At 59.8% G+C, this 14,733-nt stretch carries 11 protein-coding genes; 9 read left to right on the top strand and 2 right to left on the bottom strand.

All coding sequences use genetic code 11. The annotated features are described in order from the left end of the window. Window positions 1–38: 38 nt before the first annotated feature. Window positions 39–1,226, top strand: a complete 1,188-nt coding sequence (locus tag EOI86_RS00745) for an amino acid ABC transporter substrate-binding protein (protein ID WP_127763236.1) — start codon at window positions 39–41, stop codon at window positions 1,224–1,226. 32 nt (window positions 1,227–1,258) lie between these two features. Next, a complete protein-coding gene (locus EOI86_RS00750) occupies window positions 1,259–2,086 on the top strand; it encodes a phytanoyl-CoA dioxygenase family protein (RefSeq protein WP_127763237.1) in 828 nt (275 codons plus the stop codon). Between the two features lie 62 nt (window positions 2,087–2,148). Here the strand turns inward: EOI86_RS00750 and EOI86_RS00755 are convergent, their stop codons facing one another. Next, window positions 2,149–3,717 carry an SEL1-like repeat protein gene (locus EOI86_RS00755; RefSeq protein WP_161973639.1) on the bottom strand — a complete coding sequence of 523 codons (1,569 nt, stop codon included), beginning with the start codon at window positions 3,715–3,717 and terminating at the stop codon, window positions 2,149–2,151. A gap of 152 nt (window positions 3,718–3,869) precedes the next feature. On the opposite strand from EOI86_RS00755, the gene EOI86_RS00760 reads away from it, so the two are divergent. The 5 genes from EOI86_RS00760 to EOI86_RS00780 all read left to right on the top strand — a co-directional run bounded on the left by EOI86_RS00760 (window position 3,870) and on the right by EOI86_RS00780 (window position 11,487). Further along, window positions 3,870–4,643, top strand: a complete 774-nt coding sequence (locus tag EOI86_RS00760) for an ImuA family protein (protein ID WP_127763239.1) — start codon at window positions 3,870–3,872, stop codon at window positions 4,641–4,643. Further along, window positions 4,640–6,244 (top strand): DUF6504 family protein, encoded by a 1,605-nt coding sequence (locus tag EOI86_RS00765; protein ID WP_127763240.1) that lies wholly within the window; start codon window positions 4,640–4,642, stop codon window positions 6,242–6,244. Before EOI86_RS00760 ends, EOI86_RS00765 begins: the two co-directional genes overlap by 4 nt. 5 nt (window positions 6,245–6,249) lie before the next feature. Next, window positions 6,250–9,612 (top strand): error-prone DNA polymerase, encoded by a 3,363-nt coding sequence (locus tag EOI86_RS00770; protein WP_127763241.1) that lies wholly within the window; start codon window positions 6,250–6,252, stop codon window positions 9,610–9,612. Window positions 9,613–9,689: 77 nt separating this feature from the next. After that, window positions 9,690–10,235, top strand: a complete 546-nt coding sequence (locus tag EOI86_RS00775) for a GNAT family N-acetyltransferase (protein WP_127763242.1) — start codon at window positions 9,690–9,692, stop codon at window positions 10,233–10,235. A gap of 76 nt (window positions 10,236–10,311) precedes the next feature. Beyond that, on the top strand, window positions 10,312–11,487 hold the full coding sequence (locus tag EOI86_RS00780; protein ID WP_127763243.1) for a hypothetical protein: 1,176 nt from the start codon (window positions 10,312–10,314) through the stop codon (window positions 11,485–11,487). Window position 11,488: 1 nt separating this feature from the next. On the opposite strand, the gene EOI86_RS00785 is transcribed toward EOI86_RS00780, so the two are convergent. Further along, the gene (locus EOI86_RS00785; RefSeq protein WP_127763244.1) at window positions 11,489–12,064 is read right to left on the bottom strand and encodes a sugar O-acetyltransferase; all 576 of its coding nucleotides are present in this window, start codon (window positions 12,062–12,064) and stop codon (window positions 11,489–11,491) included. A gap of 103 nt (window positions 12,065–12,167) precedes the next feature. On the opposite strand from EOI86_RS00785, the gene EOI86_RS00790 reads away from it, so the two are divergent. After that, window positions 12,168–13,775 carry a thiamine pyrophosphate-binding protein gene (locus tag EOI86_RS00790; RefSeq protein WP_127763245.1) on the top strand — a complete coding sequence of 536 codons (1,608 nt, stop codon included), beginning with the start codon at window positions 12,168–12,170 and terminating at the stop codon, window positions 13,773–13,775. Window positions 13,776–13,784: 9 nt separating this feature from the next. Next, on the top strand, window positions 13,785–14,720 hold the full coding sequence (locus EOI86_RS00795; protein ID WP_127763246.1) for a DMT family transporter: 936 nt from the start codon (window positions 13,785–13,787) through the stop codon (window positions 14,718–14,720). The last annotated feature ends 13 nt before the right edge of the window (window positions 14,721–14,733 follow it).

Consider the following 14,733-nt stretch of genomic DNA (forward strand, 5'->3'; position numbering starts at 1 on the left):
GGGCTGACAGAGTGTCCAACGCACGGGGGTGCCTTGTCATGATGTCAGTTTTCGGAAAGTTCCTACTTGCCGCTTCAATTACGGTTTCGTCTTTTTCCGCGTATGCCCAGGATGTTGTAAAAATCGGATCGCCGCTTGCCTTGACCGGTGCGCTGGCGGCTGAAGGCGCCAAGCAGAAGCTGGCCTATGACCTGTGGTTGGAACGGGTGAACGCTGCGGGCGGCATCCAGGTCGGCGACCGTAAGCTACCGGTCGAACTGATCACCTACGACTATCAGACAGACGGCAAGCGTGCCGGAATCCTGGCCGAAAAGCTCATCACGGATGACGAGGTCGATTTCCTGACCGCGCCCTTCGGATCGGGTCATACCAAGATCACTGCCGCGGTGGCGGAGCGCTACGGGGTGCCGATCATCGCGGTCGCGTCCTCCGAGCCGGTGCATAACCAGGGTTTCAAGAACTTGTTCGGGACGTTGGCGCCGTCCAGCGGTCTGATCGACGGCATGCTGGATCTGTTTTTCGCCGCCAAGCCGGACTTGAAGAAGATTGCAATCCTCGGCCGCGATGATGTCTTTCCGCGCATCATGGCCAAGCTGATGGCCGGCGGTGCGGAAGGCCGGGATCTGGAGATCGTCTATAATGATCTATACCCGGTGGGCACCTTGGATCATTCCTCTTCGATTGCCGCGATACGGTCTGCGGAACCCGATTGGATTTACGTGACCGGTTACACCGAGGATCTCGTGCTGTTCAGAAAGCAGATGGCCGACCTCAACCTCACTGCGCCGATCGTCACCATGATCACCGGGCCGGCCTACAAGGAATTCGTGGATAACCTTGGCCCGCTCGCCGAAAACGTCACCAGCGCATCTTGGTGGCACTACTCGGCCGCTTATGAAGGCGACGACGTCTTCGGGTCCACCAAAGCGTTTTACGATGCCGTGGTCGAAGCGACCGGCGGTGAAGAGCCGGATTATGTCCATGCTTCATCTGCAGCGGCTTTGATCGCGCTGCAGAAGGCGATTGAGACGGCGGGGACGCTTGACCGGGACGCGGTGCGCAAGGCGCTCACCGAACTGGATATCACGACCTTCTACGGGCCGATCAATTTCCGGGAAGACGGGCTGAACGACAACCGCGATCTGCCGATCATCCAGATCCAGGGCGGCAAGCCGGCCGTGCTGGCGCCGGCGTCGATCGCTACCGGTACGATCCGTCTCAATTGATTAATACGCGAAAGATGTAATAGGAGGCCGTGATGGCTGGTTCATTGACTGCGGAAGAAGTCGCGCAATTTGAGGCGGAGGGTTATTTCCTGAAGCGACGCGCACTCTCTGCCGCGCACGCGACCGAGTGCCGGGCCCGGATCGAGTCGATGGAGCAGCAACTCGGTGAGGATTGTAACGTTCGAATGAAGATCAAGGCGCATGTCGTCGCGCCTTGGATGGTGGACCTCGCGCGGCATCCGGTGATCTTGGATGCCGTCGAGTCCCTGCTGGGTCCGAACATTATGCTGTTCGGTTCCTCCATGTTTGCCAAGGCGGCAAATAACGACAAGTTCGTCTCCTGGCATCAGGACAGCGCCTATTACGGACTGGACCCGACGGACAGCGTCACGGTTTGGCTCGCCTTCACAAAGAGCAACAAGGCGAACGGTTGTTTGCGCGTTCTGCCCGAGTCCCACCTGGGCACCGATTACGAGCACGAGGAAACCTACGACCCGAAGAACCTGTTGGCGCGCGGCCAGACCATCGTCGGCATTGATGACGACCGGGCGGTCTATCTGGAATTGGAGCCGGGCGAGTTTTCCATGCACCATGTCCGCACCGCCCATGGCAGCCTGGCCAACCCGACCGACGACCGGCGCATGGGCCTCGCCTTCTTCTATATGGGCGCGCATGTGGAATCGACGTTGGGCCGGCGCACGGCGCTGCTGGTCCGCGGTGAGGACAAGCACGGCCATTGGGACCAGGACCCGCTGCCCAAGACCGACCTTGACCCGGACACGCTGGCCTTCCTGACCGATATGTGGTCGCGCTATCAAAGCAAGGAGGTCAAACAGGCCGCGGCTGCGGGGAAGCTGTAGGTCTTATAGAATATCTAGACGTGGAATCGTGTTTTTACCGACACGCAAAGGATTCTCCAAGGTCAGCAGTTCTTGAATCCCTGCTTCGCGCAAGTTCTGGCATATTTGACGATTTGGCTGCGGCTTTCGGGGGCGAGTTGATTCAACAACTTATTGGCGTGTGGCTTTGCTTCCTTCATACCTTGTTGGGATGCGATCACGACCCACATAATTCCTCGACCAATGTCTTTCTCGGTTCCTTTTCCGTCTATGTAGTAGGAACCCAGAAACAATTGACCGGTTGGGAAACCGAGTTCTGCTGAGCGCTTCATATGGCGAAAGGCAGAGGTGGGATCTGCCGGTACGCCCGATCCTCCCAGGTAGAGTTGCCCAAGTAGGAAATGCGCCTGGACAACATCCTGATCAGCTGCAGCGTTCAAGTACGAAACGGCCTTAGGGATATCTTGCCCAACCCCATTGCCGTCTTTCAGAAGTATAGCGAGGTTCAAGAGTGAGGCTGGGTAGCCCTGATCGGCTGATTGTTGGTACCACCGAACTGCCGTTTCGTTGTTTTGATCTACACCGATACCGTTTTGATACATGTAGCCCAGATTATGTTGTGCGGCGGCGTAACCGGAATTTGCCGCTTCCTGGAACAAGGTGTGCGCTTTTGCCGTGTCCTTACCGAAATGGTTGCCTTCAAGATACATAAGGCCGAGGTCAGATTTTGCGTCTGGTATGCCGGCCTCTGCGGCAGCTTGGAACATTTTGGCTGCGAATGCATAGTCACGGGGGACGTTGTCCCCTTTGTAGTACATCTGCCCTAAGCTGTATTGGGCGACCGGGGACCCCTGGTCCGCTGCCTTAGCGTACCAGTATCTTGCATTTTGTGGGGCCTCAGGAACACCTGTGCCGTCTCTGTACATTTCTGCCAAACGGATTTGGGCTTCGGCGAGTCCTTGTTCGGCGGCCTCTCGGTACCATTTTGCCGCTTCGCCGTGCGACTGTTCGACGCCTTGGCCCTTTGCGTACAAATTACCGAGTTCGAGTTGTGCCGTTACATAGCCTTCTTTTGCTGCTTTCGTGAACCACTCTGAAGCCAACTTGTAGCTTTGCTGGTAGCCTTTGCCTGATAGGTACATGTAGCCGATGTTGTACGCAGCGATTGCGTCCCCGGCTTCGAATGCTTCTTGAAGAAGCTTTTGCGCTTTTTCGTAGCCCTGCGGGGTGCCAAGAGCTTCTATGTAGATCTTCGCTAGGCTGGTTTTGGCCTCATTCGATCCGTCCGCGACTGCTTTTTCAAAATATTGTCTTGCCAAGTTCAAATCTTGGGCGACGTCTGTATTGCTTAAGTAGATGAGCCCCAAGTTGTTTGATGCATCGGCGGAACCCTGGTCGGCCGCTTTCTTGAACCACAAAATAGCCTTTTCGATGTCTTTTTCAGTCCCGACGCCATCTCTGTAGAAAACGCCTACATTGTATTGCGCTTCTATGTTTCCGGCTTCTGCAAAGCCGCTCAGAATTTGCAGAGCTTTTGAGTATTCCCGTCGTTCAAACGCTTGCGCCGCATCATTCATAGTTTGTGCGATGGCCAATGTTGGGCTGCCGAATATCAAAATTCCTATAATAATGTATTTAGTGACGTGTATCATTCGCTCGCTCATACTGGGCATTGGTCGGATGGATTGTTAGCACGACGCAAAGCGCGCGCAAGTGTCGGTTGATTTATGCAGCCTTCAATCCCAATTGACGAAAGAACATAATAGGAACTATAAAAAGAACAAAATAGGAATATATGGAAGGCATGCTTAACCGATCCGCATCCCTGAGAGCGCCGACATCCGTGCGGGAGGAGCCTTTGAACGAGGCCCACGCCGAAGGGGGGCGGCGCGTGCTGCCGGCGGATCTGCGGCGGAAGATCGCCGCGATCGAGGCGTCCGGCGGGAAGGGGGCCGGGCGATGTCTTTCGACCGGGGTTACGGCCCTGGATGCGTCGCTGCCGGGGCGGGGCCTCGCCCTGGCGGCGGTGCATGAAATTCAAGGATCCTCCGCCGCGGGTTTCGCGCTGCATCTGTTGGCATCTGGTCTGTCCAATGAAGAGTGCATTCTGTGGTGCGTGCCGGAAGGCCGGCGGGATCACCTCTATGGCCCCGGTCTGTGGCAGGCGGGAATAGACCCCCGGCGCCTGGTCGTGGCCGTCTGCCGCGACCGGGAAGAGATGCTTTGGACGGTTGAGGAAGCGCTGAAATCGGGATCGGTCGCGGCCGTTGTCGCCCAAATGGACAAGGACCGGTCGTGGGGAGGGCCGGTTTCCGGCAAGCCCGTGGACCTGACGGCCAGCCGGCGCCTACAACTGGCGGCGGAGGCCGGCGGCGGGTTGGGAATTATCTTGTCGGAAGGGGGCGGCGCCCTCAGTCCGAGCGCGGCTGCCACACGCTGGTGTGTCGATCCGGCCCCGCTTTCCGATACACGCGACCGGGCTTGTTGGCAGATTGCGTTGTTGCGGGTGCGTGGCGGGGCGGTGCCCGACAAGGATTGGCGGGTTCGGGTGGATCGGGACGGGCGGGTTTCGATATGACGCAACCGCGTTCCCTCATTTCCCTCTGGCTGCCCTATCTGGCGACCGAGCGGGTGGAGCGGCGAGACCCTGCTTTGGCGGGAGTCCCCTTCGCCACGTATGTGGAAAGCCGGGGGCAGATGATTCTGGCGGCGGTGAACCCCTGTGCTGCCGGGGCGGGCCTGACGCCGGGGATGAGTCTGGCAAATGCGCGCGCGCTGTATCCCGATGTAACCTTGCGCCGTGCCGATCCGCCAGCAGAACGGACGGTATTGGAAAGCTTGCGCGACTGGTGCGTCCGCTACACCCCCTGGGTGGCTTTGGACGGGGCGGATGGGTTGCTGCTGGACGCGACCGGCTGCGGTCATTTGTTCGGCGGGGATGAGGCGATGTTGACCGATCTGGCGGAACGTCTGGACGGCATCGGTTTCACGGTCCGGGGTGCCCGAGCGGAAACACCGCGCGCAGCTGTCGCGCTTGCCCGGTTCGGAGATGGAGCGGCGGCCGGCGGTATCCTGCGGGAACGCCTTGCGCCTTTGCCGGTTGAGGCTTTGGGGGCTTCGGTTGAGGCGGCGGCCGGACTGCATCGGGTCGGTCTGCACAAGATCGGCGACCTTTATGCCCTGCCTCGGTCCAGTTTGGCGACGCGTTTCGGGCTCGATCTGGTCACCCGGCTCGACCGCGCCTTGGGGGATCTGCCTGACGCGATCTCCCCCAAGCCGCATGCCGCCCCCTATCGCGTACGCCTTTCCTTTCCCGAACCGATCGGCACGCCGGAGGATATCGCCCGCGGCCTCCACCGATTGCTGACCCGGATGACGGCCCGGTTGGAGAGGGGACAGCGTGGATGCCGCCGCCTGACGCTTTCCATCTATCGCGCGGACGGGGACGTGCGCAGCCTGACGGTCGGCGTCGCGCGGGCGGCGCGCGACCCGCATCACCTGGCGCGCCTCTTCGCCGAACGCCTGGCGTCCCTCGACCCCGGCTTCGGGATCGACAGCATGGTCCTTGCCGCGCCAGTGGTGGAAGACATGAAGGCCGAGCAACGGGAGTCTCGCCTAAACGGTGCTTCCGAAGGGAATGGAAGGACTCGGACAGGGCGGGAAGGGGACCCGGAATTTTATCGGTTGTTGGACCGGCTCGCCGCGCGGCTGGGCGGCGGCCGGCTGTTGCGGATTGATCCCTTGCGCAGTCACCTGCCGGAACGCGCTGGGCGTTTCGTTTCCGTCTTTCAATCTACTAACGCTGAACCAACTCACGCGGGGGGCACTGGCGCTGGGGGCGGCGACCCGGAAGCGCCACCTTGGCCGGCGGAGCTGCCCGTCCGGCCATCCTTCCTGTTGACCATGCCGGAACCGGTGGAGGCGGAAGACAGTCGACCGGAAGGCGAAGGTGAACCAACGCGGTTTTCCTGGCGCGGGCGCTGGCATGAGGTCGACCGTGTGATGGGACCGGAACGCCTGTCGCCCGAATGGTGGCGGCCAAACGATGAAGCACGCTTGCGCGACTATTACCGCGTTGAAAGCCGGACCGGTCAGCGGTTCTGGATGTATCGCAATCCGCTCCAGAGAAATGCGAATACGGCAACTGGGGATTGGTTCATGCATGGGCTGTTCGGGTAAAGCCGATGAGTAATGATCCCGTCTATGCGGAACTGCAATGTCTGAGCAACTTCTCTTTCCTGGAAGGGGCGAGCCATCCGGACGAGTTGGTCGTCCAAGCCGCCGCCTTGGGGCTTGCCGCCATTGGTGTTGCCGACCGCAACAGTCTGGCGGGGGTAGTGCGGGCGCATACGGCGGCGAAGCGCCACGGCATCAAACTGTTGGTAGGCGCGCGGCTTGACTTGGCCGATGGGTTGCCGGTGATCGCCTACCCGATAGACAAACCCGCCTATGCGCGGTTGAGCCGCCTGATCACGCTCGGTCGGCGCCGCGCGGAAAAGGGACTCTGTCTGCTCTACAAAGAAGACCTTCTCGAATACGGCACGGGCATGGTGCTGATTCTTCTCCCCTCCGCGCAGGACGATGATGAAATGGCGGCGGAAATCGCATGCTATCGGGATGCGTTCCCGGATGCCGTCTATCTGGCCGCCAGCAACGGCCTGGCTGGCGACGATAGGGGGCGGATCGCGGCTCTTGCGGCGTTGGCATTGGAAACGGGCGTGCCCCTTGTCGCGACCAACGACGTCTTGATGCATGCGCCCGCGCGCCGGCCGCTTGCCGATGTGCTGACCTGCATCCGCGAAAAATGCGTGATCGACGATGCCGGCTGGCGCACCCAGCGTAACGCGGAACGCCATCTGAAATCGCCGGAAAATATGGCTGAGCTATTCGCCGGGTATGAGGAGGCTTTGGCTGCAACGCTGGCGATTGCGGCGCGATGCCGCTTCTCCCTCGACGAATTGGCCTATGCCTATCCCGACGAGGTGTTGGAGCCGGGTTTGAGTGCCCAGGACTCCCTGGAAAAGCTGACATGGCTGGGGGCGAAACAACGCTATCCGGGCGGCATGCCGGCCAAAGTCCGGCAGCAGGTGGAATACGAGTTGAAGCTCATCGGCGAACTCGACTACGCCGCCTATTTTCTCACCGTCTACGACATGGTGCGCTTTGCCCGAACCCAGGACATCCTGTGCCAGGGGCGCGGGTCGGCGGCCAATTCGGCGGTCTGCTATTGCCTGGGTGTCACCGCGGTGGATCCTGCCCGGCTGGACCTGCTGTTCGAACGCTTCGTTTCCGCCGAGCGGGGGGAGCCGCCCGATATCGATATCGATTTCGAACATGAACGCCGGGAAGAGGTGATCCAGTACATCTATGCCAAATACGGCCGTCACCGGGCCGGGCTGGCAGCGACGGTAATCTGTTATCGCGCGCGTGGGGCGGTGCGTGAGGTCGGCAAGGCGATGGGGCTCAGCGAGGATACGGTAGCCCTTCTGGCGTCGCGCATCTGGGGCTGGTCGACCGATGACATCGCCGACGAGCATCTGGTTGAGGTTGGACTGGACCCGCGTGACATACGCCTGCGCCAGACCATCGCGCTGGTCAGCGAGATCATCGGTTTTCCCCGGCATCTGTCTCAGCATGTCGGCGGTTTCGTGATCACCCGCGGCCGGCTGGATGAGCTGTGCCCGATAGAGAATGCGGCGATGGCCGACCGGACCGTCGTCGAATGGGATAAGGACGACCTGGATGCGCTGGGCATTCTGAAGGTGGATGTGCTGGCGCTCGGCATGCTGACCTGCCTGCGCAAGGCTTTCCAACTGCTGCGTAACCACTATGGCCGCACATACGATCTGGCGAGCGTGCCGCCGGCGGACAAAGCGACTTATGACATGTTGTGCCGGGCGGATTCTTTGGGTGTCTTCCAGGTCGAAAGTCGGGCGCAGATGGCCTTCCTGCCGCGCATGAAGCCGCGCGATTTCTATGACTTGGTGATTGAAGTGGCGATCGTTCGGCCCGGCCCGATCCAGGGCGATATGGTACATCCCTATCTGCGCCGCCGAAATGGGGAGGAGACGGTTTCCTTCCCTTCCCAGGAATTGCAGGACGTGTTGGGCAAGACATTGGGTGTGCCGCTGTTCCAGGAACAAGCGATGAAGATTGCGATCGTTGCTGCGGGTTTCGAACCGTGGGAAGCGGACCAATTACGCCGTGCCATGGCGACATTCCGCAAGACCGGGAAAATTCATGAATTCAATGAGAAGATGGTGGAAGGAATGGTCGCGCGCGGATACGAGCGGGACTTCGCCGAACGCTGTTTCCGGCAGATAGAAGGTTTCGGGGAATACGGATTTCCGGAATCCCATGCGGCTAGCTTCGCCTTGTTGGTCTATGTCTCCGCCTGGATCAAATGCCACTATCCGGCGGTCTTCGGCACTGCATTGTTGAACAGTCAGCCGATGGGGTTCTACGCCCCGGCACAGATTGTCCGCGATGCGGTGGAACATGGCGTGGAGATTCGGCCAATCGATGTGAACCACTCCAATTGGGAACATGTGATGGAGGCTGCGCCCGAATATCAATCCAAGGGCGGTTATGCCATCCGCCTCGGCTTTCGGCAGATCAAGGGACTGTCGCAGGAAGACGGCGATTGGATCGTGGCGGCGCGCGGTAACGGTTATGCCCGGCCGATGGATCTATGGCGGCGGGCGGGGCTGAAGAAGCGGGCCTTGCAGGCGCTTGCCCGGGCGGATGCCTTCGGCTCGTTGGGGTTGAGCCGCCGACAGGCGCTCTGGTCGGTGCAGGCGGTCGGCGGTGACAAGCCTCTGCCGCTGTTCGAGGCGATGGGCGAGGAAGAGCGCGGCGAGGAACCGGACGCCCCCCTGCCGGAACCCACATTGGGCGAGGAAGTGGTGCAGGATTATTCCCATCTGCGCCTGTCCCTGAAGGCGCATCCCTGTGCTCTGCTGCGCCCGGCTCTTGCGGGAGAGACATTGGCGGAGGAATTGCTGACCCTGCCCAACGGCGCCAAGGTCACGGTTTCCGGTCTGGTCCTCGTTCGGCAGCGTCCGGGCAGCGCCCGTGGTGTCGTCTTCTCTACCTTGGAGGATGAGACGGGATGGTCGAACATCGTCATCTGGGAAGATATGTTTAAAAAGTTTCGGCGGGAAATCCTGTCCGCCCGGCTGATGCGCGTGACGGGGGAGTTGCAGCGGCAGGGCATCGTCGCCCATGTCATTTCAAAAAAAATTGAAGACGTCTCCTACTTGCTGGATGAGCTTGCCATTGGGGCGACCGGCGATCCGTCAGCGACTTTTGCCGATGTTTCCGCGCCGACGGATGAAGTGAAGCGGCCGGTTTATTCCCCAGCTTCCAGGCCCGGCAAGGCCCCGGAAACCGAGGTTATTTCGCCCGATCCTCACCGTGGCGCAGGATATCGGCCGATGAAAGCGATGCCACAACAACCTGCGGCAGCCCAGGTGACCCCCACCCCCCGGCCACGACATCCGCGCGATCAGGCCAAGGTGTTGTTCCCAAGCCGGGACTTTCACTAACCGCGCCCCATATTACGTCACCTCAGCCGGTTTCGGCACAGTCACACCAAACGGCAACAGTCAGCCGGAGTAGAGCAATGTCCCTGGTGCGCCCCAATCTGGATACTCTTATCCTTGAAACCCCGCGCACGCGCATGCGCCCGCACCGCGCGGAAGACTACGACAAAATTCACGCCCTGTGGTCCGACCCGGCGGTGACCAAGTATATCGGCGGGCAACCACTGACCCAGGAAGAAACCTGGTTCCGATTTCTGCGTGGATTGGGGCATTGGCACGCTTTTTCCTGCGGTTTCTGGCTGGTCGAAGACCGTCAGACGGGCGAGTTGCTGGGTGAAGTCGGGTTCGCCGATTTCAAGCGTGCGATTGAGCCTTCCCATTCCGGGAAGCCGGAAATGGGCTGGGTTCTCAGCGGGAAAGTACATGGTCAAGGTTATGCCAGTGAAACGGTGACGGCCGCCCTGGATTGGGGAAAGCGCAACCTGACGGCCGACCGAACATTTTGCATTATCGACGCCAAGAACACGGAGTCTATCCGGGTAGCGGACCGCTTCGGCTTTCGGGAAACAGCCCGGACCACCTACAAGGAGAAGCCGATAATTACTTATGAGCGAAGCTTTTCCTGACGGATCGCGGTAAAGCGCGTAGACTGCCGCATATGAAAAGATGGCATTCCAATCCTATCCATACGCGGCATCCGTCATGAGTACGGATCTCCCTTCCGCCCTGGAGGAGCTTCGGACCAATCCCCAGGACCCATCGGCCTGGAAAAGCATGGGTTTGATGATCATTGCACAAGGAACGCCCGATCAACTCTCACTTTTCGAACACCGGCAGAAATTGGCGGGGGACGCCGTCCCTATGCTGTTCCAGGCTTTGTTCAACGACGAATTCATCCAAAACCCACCGCTGCGCCAACGCCTGATACAATTTGCGGATCACGCTACGTGGGATAGTCCGTTGGGTGTGGTTGTGCGGTTCTTCGCGGCCTGTGCCAGACTTTATGAAAGTGACGGGGACGGTCCAGAAAACTTCCGAGAGGTCGGTGATGCAATCGCACGAAATTTGCAGCACTTCGCGGCCGTGCCGCATCTGGTTCGGGCACCGCAGTTTTCGCGTTTGATTACATCGCACGGGGAAACTCGAATGCTTTGGTCGGATTGGGGAGCGTTGCCGCCACAGGAAATCATTTGGCAGGACGAATTGGTGCCGGCCCCTGGAGCGGAACCGCTGATCTTCGCGGCCTGTGACGGTGGTTATCTTGACCGGTTCGGCGCGCGGTTCCTGCAAGTCGTGACCGGCCTGGGGCCGGTGCATATTCATGTCGTAAATCCACGGCCCGGTCAGTTGACTGAATTCCAGGCCAAGGCCGGTTCGGCGGTTTTCCTGTCGCAAGAAACCGTATCCGACAACCGGCGCAACAGTCAGTACTATGCATGCGCCCGGTTCTTCGCCGCGAATGCGATGATGCAGCGATACAGGCGTGATGTGTTGATGCTGGATATCGATCTCGAGGGACTGGCGAACCTGGACGTCATATTCGAAAGGACCTCCAAGGCTGATATCGCCTATTTCGGGATGCCGACCTTGATGCCCTGGTTGCGGCATCACGCGGCGTTCATTCACCTGAAATGCCGGTTGGACGTCAGCACATTCCTTGAACGCTTTGCCAATCTGCTTTCACACCAATTGCCTGACTCGGTTTGGTATGTGGACCAGCTGTGCTTGGCTTCCGTCGTCGCGGCTTATTCCGACATAAGGGATGGTTTGGTTATCGATCCCTTGGAACAAGCCGATGGTTTTCCCTTTGCCCATTTCGTCACGCCGGCGGGTGACGATGCGGAAAAGGAAAAGCTGCGCCGGGACGTCTCCGTCTAGTTTAAATATCCGATGAGGCCGGTTTCACTGCTGGCCCGGCCACACGCGCGGGATTTCCGAACGCGACCACGCCATCGGGAATGTCGCGGCTGACCAAGGACCCGGAGCCGACAATGGCGTCCGCCCCGATTGTGATACCGGGCAGGACCGTTACATTCGCGCCGATCCAGGCCCGGGCTCCGACGGTTATGGGTTTGCCCCACTCCATACCTGCAGCCCGGCGCTGCGGATCGCGATCGTGGTCGGTGCAGGCCAATACCGTCCCGGGGCCGATCATGGAGTCGTCACCCAATCTGATCGGGGCGGTATCGATCAACACACCATTGACGTTGATAAAGGCATTCCGCCCCATATGGATGTTGAATCCGTAGAAGCACCGGAACGGCACCTCGATGAAAAAGTCGCCGGCTGCCGATCCGAACAAGTCTCGCAGGATGGCCGATGTCCCGTCAGCTTCCATGGGTTCCGACGTGTTGAAGGCGTTGCAGGCACGTCGGGCCGCGTCTCTCAATCGACTCAATTCCGGGTCGAAAAGGCAGTAAGCTTCACCGCGGCGCATCTTTTCAAGTTCGGTCATTGTCGGAGGGTCCCGCCCGTTTTCGCTGCCACCATCTCTTGACGGCGGCGGCGGATAAGACAGCATAGTGCCATCGCCTCCCTATCAATATGGAATTCTCCGCATGCCGAAAACCCTGGCTGATGTCCTGACAGATCAACTCGCCCAACTTGGCGTGCGCCGCATGTTTGGTGTGCCCGGGGGTGGCAGCAGTCTGGACCTGATCGATGCGGGGGCGCGGCACGGAATAGAGTTCATCCTCAGTCAGACTGAAACGGCGGGCGCGATCATGGCAGCCGTCACCGGTGAGTTGACGGGAACGCCCGGTGTTGTCCTTACCGGTGTGGGGCCGGGTGCGGCCAGCGTTGTAAACGGTACGGCTTATGCATCGCTGGAAAAATCGCCGCTAGTCGTTTTCACGGATCAGGTGGAGGGTACAAATGCAGGCGGTATCCATCAGAAATATGATCAGCAGGCACTCTTCGCACCGCTCGTCCGGTCCGGCGCCGCGCTGGACTCGGAAACCGGCCCCGGTGTCTTTGCCGGTTTGTTGATTGATGCGACGACACCGCCTTTCGGTCCGGTCCATGTGGATTTGTCCGCCGCCCAGGCGTCGAAGCCCGCCCATCTCCCAACTGTGAAAATTGGGGAAGGCACGACGGGTGATTTTTCGGTGATTCCATCTGTCGCGAAGGATCAAATCAAGGCGAGCAGGAAGCCGGTTCTGTTGGTTGGTTTGGAAGCTCGGGCGGAACGAGTTGCAATCGCTGTTCACAGCACGGCGCAGCATCTTCGCTGCCCGGTGCTGACGACATATAAGGCAAAGGGTGTGGTCCCGGATGCCGATCCCGCAGTGATGGGGCATGTCACGGGCGGCACGGCCGAAGCGGCTGTTCTTCACGCGGCGGACCTGATCCTGGCTGTCGGCTTGGATCCGATTGAATTGATCAATCAGCCCTGGCCCTATCAGGCGCGTGTGATCGACATTTCCGAGGTGGCGCATGAGGCCGGCCCATTTCAACCCGCCGCGCAGCTGGTCGGCGATCCGGCGAGGATCCTTCCGGCCCTGTTGGAGGAAGAGGAGCAGAGTGGTTGGCAGGCATCCGAGCTGGCGGCTTTGAAATCCGCACAGCAAGCCCGTTTGATGCCGCCGGATATGGACTGGGACAGGCAGCCAAACGACCCGCGTCCTTTGATACATGCAATACAACAGGCCGCACCGGGCGCAACTCTGACCGTCGATTCCGGGGCGCATATGTTTCCAGCTATGGCGCTTTGGCAGGCGGATCGCCCGTTCAGTGTGTTGAAGTCGAACGGATTGTCGACCATGGGCTTCGCCGTTCCGGCGGGTATCGCCGCCGCGCTTCACGACCCGGGCAGACCGGTCGTGGCGATCACCGGGGATGGTGGTCTGTCCATGTGCTTGACGGAATTGGCGACGGCGGCGCGCCTGGGCGTCACTGTGATCACCGTCGTTCTCAACGATGCGGCGCTTTCCCTGATCGACATCAAGCAGCAGGCGCAGCAACGGCCGCCGCTTGGTGTCCGCTATCCAACAATCGACTACGCCGCCGCGGCCGAGGCGTTGGGTGTGAAAGGCTGTCGTGTCGAAGGGAATGACGCCGTTACCGCAGCCGTCGGCGATGCCATGGCGCGAGGCGGGCCATCGCTGATTGACGTTAAGGTCGATCCATACGCTTATCCGGAAATTCTATCCGCGCTGCGCAAGTAAGGGACCTTAATGTCATTAACGGAACAAGTGCCGTCCCCGGCCGTAAAAGCCCTGGGGGAAACGAAACCCTTGCTCGGTGTTTCTCTTATCATCCTGGCTGTATTTTTCTTCGGCTGCCTGGAACTCTCAGCAAAGCTCGCCAGCGGATACATGCCGCCCGTTCAGGCAGTCTGGGCGCGTTACATGGTGCATCTGGTCATCATGATCGTATTCCTGGGGCCGGTCCTGGGGCGTAAACTCGTTCGGACCGAACGGCTGCCCCTCCAGATCACACGATCGGTCCTGTTGGCCTTGACCACCATGTGCCAATTCACCGGTTTGAAGTATCTGCAGATGGCGGAACTGACGGTTATCAATTTTGCCGCGCCTTTCATAGTGGCTGCGCTGGCGGGCGTGATGTTGGGCGAGAAACCGGGGGTGCATCGGTGGGCGTCGATCATTGTCGGTTTCATTGGTGTCCTGGTCGTTATTCGGCCCGGTATTGCCCAGGTACATTGGGCCTATTTCGTCGTCCTGTCCGGTACCGTGGGTATCGCCCTTTATTTGTTGACCACGCGAATGGTTTCCCAAGTCGACAGCGCGATAACCTCTTTATTTTTCACCGCACTGATCGGTGCCATCGTGATGTCCATTGCCCTACCATTTGTGTGGCAGACGCCGACGGAACCTGAAGGTTGGTTGCTGATGCTGGCCGTCGGCGTGTTCGGCGCCATCGGTCATTTCATTTTCATTCTTGGTACTAAGTTCGCCCAGGGCTCGCTGCTGGCGCCCTTCATGTATGTTCAGATCGTCTGGTCCGTGTTGTTCGGGTTCATTGTCTTCGGCGATTTACCGGATATCTACACCTGGACCGGCGCAGCGGTAGTGATTGCCAGCGGCATTTATCTGGCTTGGCGTGAATATCTAGCTGCGCGGGGCAGACGAGCCGCGGCCAGGGCTGTTTAGGGCTGGATCCGTT

This window comes from Hwanghaeella grinnelliae, assembly GCF_004005845.1.
GTDB lineage: Bacteria > Pseudomonadota > Alphaproteobacteria > UBA8366 > Aestuariispiraceae > Hwanghaeella > Hwanghaeella grinnelliae.

Excerpts from the sequence above, each read along its gene's own strand:
- EOI86_RS00780 (WP_127763243.1), top strand. The coding sequence starts at position 10,312 with ATGAGTACGGATCTCCCTTCCGCCCTGGAGGAGCTTCGGACCAATCCC.
- EOI86_RS00750 (WP_127763237.1), top strand. The coding sequence starts at position 1,259 with ATGGCTGGTTCATTGACTGCGGAAGAAGTCGCGCAATTTGAGGCGGAG.
- EOI86_RS00765 (WP_127763240.1), top strand. The coding sequence starts at position 4,640 with ATGACGCAACCGCGTTCCCTCATTTCCCTCTGGCTGCCCTATCTGGCG.
- EOI86_RS00755 (WP_161973639.1), bottom strand. The coding sequence starts at position 3,717 with ATGATACACGTCACTAAATACATTATTATAGGAATTTTGATATTCGGC.
- EOI86_RS00790 (WP_127763245.1), top strand. The coding sequence starts at position 12,168 with ATGCCGAAAACCCTGGCTGATGTCCTGACAGATCAACTCGCCCAACTT.
- EOI86_RS00795 (WP_127763246.1), top strand. The coding sequence starts at position 13,785 with ATGTCATTAACGGAACAAGTGCCGTCCCCGGCCGTAAAAGCCCTGGGG.
- EOI86_RS00785 (WP_127763244.1), bottom strand. The coding sequence starts at position 12,064 with ATGACCGAACTTGAAAAGATGCGCCGCGGTGAAGCTTACTGCCTTTTC.
- EOI86_RS00760 (WP_127763239.1), top strand. The coding sequence starts at position 3,870 with ATGCTTAACCGATCCGCATCCCTGAGAGCGCCGACATCCGTGCGGGAG.
- EOI86_RS00745 (WP_127763236.1), top strand. The coding sequence starts at position 39 with ATGATGTCAGTTTTCGGAAAGTTCCTACTTGCCGCTTCAATTACGGTT.
- EOI86_RS00770 (WP_127763241.1), top strand. The coding sequence starts at position 6,250 with ATGAGTAATGATCCCGTCTATGCGGAACTGCAATGTCTGAGCAACTTC.
- EOI86_RS00775 (WP_127763242.1), top strand. The coding sequence starts at position 9,690 with ATGTCCCTGGTGCGCCCCAATCTGGATACTCTTATCCTTGAAACCCCG.